This is a genomic window from Halomonas sp. AOP7-E1-9, assembly GCF_052376035.1.
In the GTDB taxonomy this organism is placed as follows: Bacteria; Pseudomonadota; Gammaproteobacteria; order Pseudomonadales; family Halomonadaceae; genus Vreelandella; species Vreelandella citrativorans.
On record NZ_JBQSVC010000077.1, the window covers coordinates 1 to 1984 of the forward strand.

Below are 1984 nucleotides of genomic sequence, written 5' to 3' on the forward strand. Positions count from 1 at the left end.
TCACTCTTTAGAGGATATTGCTCGGCGCCTCTGGTTGCCGAATAGTTGGTGAACCAGCCACAGCAAAACCGCCCAAACAAGCAACACATAGCCGCCATGCTGTTTCCATATCAACTCAGCCACAACGGATTGACTATCGGGCTTGGCCTGCCACCATACAAAAGTCATCTGGCACGCCAGAAAAACCATGGCTAACAAACCGGCTAAAAAAATGGCTCCAAGTAACACTTTTAACTTAGTTTTCATTCCTCCACCTTTTCCTTTAACTATTTGTCAGCGAGATTTTGGCTTTTTCTGTATACGAACGGCGCTGGTAAGACTTTTTGAGTATGGCTAGCAAAATAGCGAACAACACAACAAAGAATGCGTATTGAAGCTGCGGAGTAGTAAGCAGAGAGGAGTATTCTTCACCAGTGGCAGCATTCACCATCCATAAAACAATCTTGCTACTGAACCACGCGATAGCGCCAGTGGCTAAGATGTACAACATCACCTTCATTTTCATACTGTCACCTGTGGTTTCCTAGTGTTATTCAAAGAGCGTCTGAACACGCGCTAATACGTCATCAATGATGTGTTCAGGGACGGCCTCAACCTTGCGCGCTCCACGCGCCTCCAAGTCCAGGCTTCTGAGCTGGTTAACTAGAACAACGCCCTGTGTCTTGGTGCCTGATCCAGTTAACGGCACTGCAAAACCCGCATGTCGCGCAAAATTGCCACCCTGGGTAATCGGTGCGATAACAACAGTTCCAAACTGATTGAAGGCGGCAGGGGTTAAGACTAACGCAGGCCGAAAATCGCCTTGCTGCTCCCTGCCTTCCGTTGGATTAAGATTCACTCGCACTATGTCACCGCGCTTGAACTTTACTCGACTCATTCCTCGCGCCCTACTGGCTTCATGTTATGCCAAGCAGCAAGCTCTTCCGGTTCAGGTGCATTGGGATCGCACTGATCCAACAGCTCTTGGAGAGAGTATTTTGGTATTGAAAGGATTGGTTTGAGGACAAATTTAGTGGTGCCCTGCTCAACCTCAAGCGCGTCCCCATCGCTAAGGCCATATTTGCGCAGTAGATCAACTGGCAGTCGCACTGCCGCGCTATTGCCCCACTTCTGAATTTTGAGCTCCATGATTCATTTCCTCAACCGTGTATCTACATTGTAGACACTGAAATGAGTGATTGCAAAGCTTTAGTAGATACTTTGTATCTACAACGCAACCTCGAAAGCTTTGCGAATGATCTCTTGATCTATAGAGAGGTATGGCTTCGTATGATCAAGTTCAGAATGGCCCAAAATTGCCTGTACCGCTTCAATATCACCTGTTGCGGCTAGCACCCGAGCCGCGAGGGTACGCCGACCGCTGTGGCTGCTACCTAGCTTGATTCCCGCTTGTCGATACAAGCGGCTAAATGTCTGCTGAAGCGAATCGCTTGCCCAATACTCTTTGGGGCCTGTGGCCAATAATCGCTTTTTAATAGCTAGCTCGAAGGACTGGCCTTTGTGGGTGAGTACCAGCTTGCTATGCGGAAGAAAGCCTCTGTAGCTGGTTTCTTTAGAGCATCCCCACTGCCGGAGGTGGCGCACTTCAAGCCACTCCTCAATGGCTTTCACACACTTAGGATGGGTGAAATGAATATTTCTCGCTTTGCAGCCTTTGGTGATTTTGGCTGGCAGATACGCCTCTACGCGTATGGCACCGCTTGGGAGAAGAACATCGTCTATACGTAGCTGGGCTAGCTCTGTGACACGGATGCCGGTTGTATGCGTAATCCAGAGCAACATTTGGTCGCGCTGTGGCATACGGCCAGTGACGCCCGCGACACGAATTAAGTGGCGAAACTGCCCTGGGCGAAGCGAAGTAGCTTGGCGGGAAGGTGTGGCCATAAAGCCCTCTGTCAGGATTGATGTTTAATCGCGTGCATTCCTGAGAGAGTTGCCTGGAGGCCTCCGCATTAGCCTAACACCAGCAACCAAGCCCGTTCTA

At 49.7% G+C, this 1984-nt stretch carries 5 protein-coding genes; all 5 read right to left on the bottom strand.

All coding sequences use genetic code 11. The features are described 5' to 3' along the window. Positions 1–246 (bottom strand): hypothetical protein, encoded by a 246-nt coding sequence (locus tag ACT3R4_RS18325; RefSeq protein WP_193057274.1) that lies wholly within the window; start codon positions 244–246, stop codon positions 1–3. Positions 247–262: 16 nt separating this feature from the next. Continuing rightward, complete coding sequence (locus ACT3R4_RS18330; protein WP_193057273.1) at positions 263–505, bottom strand: hypothetical protein; 243 nt, start codon at positions 503–505, stop codon at positions 263–265. Positions 506–529: 24 nt separating this feature from the next. After that, positions 530–877, bottom strand: a complete 348-nt coding sequence (locus ACT3R4_RS18335) for a type II toxin-antitoxin system ChpB family toxin (protein WP_193057272.1) — start codon at positions 875–877, stop codon at positions 530–532. Next, on the bottom strand, positions 874–1128 hold the full coding sequence (locus ACT3R4_RS18340; RefSeq protein ID WP_193057271.1) for an AbrB/MazE/SpoVT family DNA-binding domain-containing protein: 255 nt from the start codon (positions 1126–1128) through the stop codon (positions 874–876). Before ACT3R4_RS18340 ends, ACT3R4_RS18335 begins: the two co-directional genes overlap by 4 nt. Positions 1129–1206: 78 nt before the next feature. Further along, complete coding sequence (locus ACT3R4_RS18345) at positions 1207–1884, bottom strand: tyrosine-type recombinase/integrase (protein ID WP_226912213.1); 678 nt, start codon at positions 1882–1884, stop codon at positions 1207–1209. Between the last annotated feature and the right edge of the window lie 100 nt (positions 1885–1984).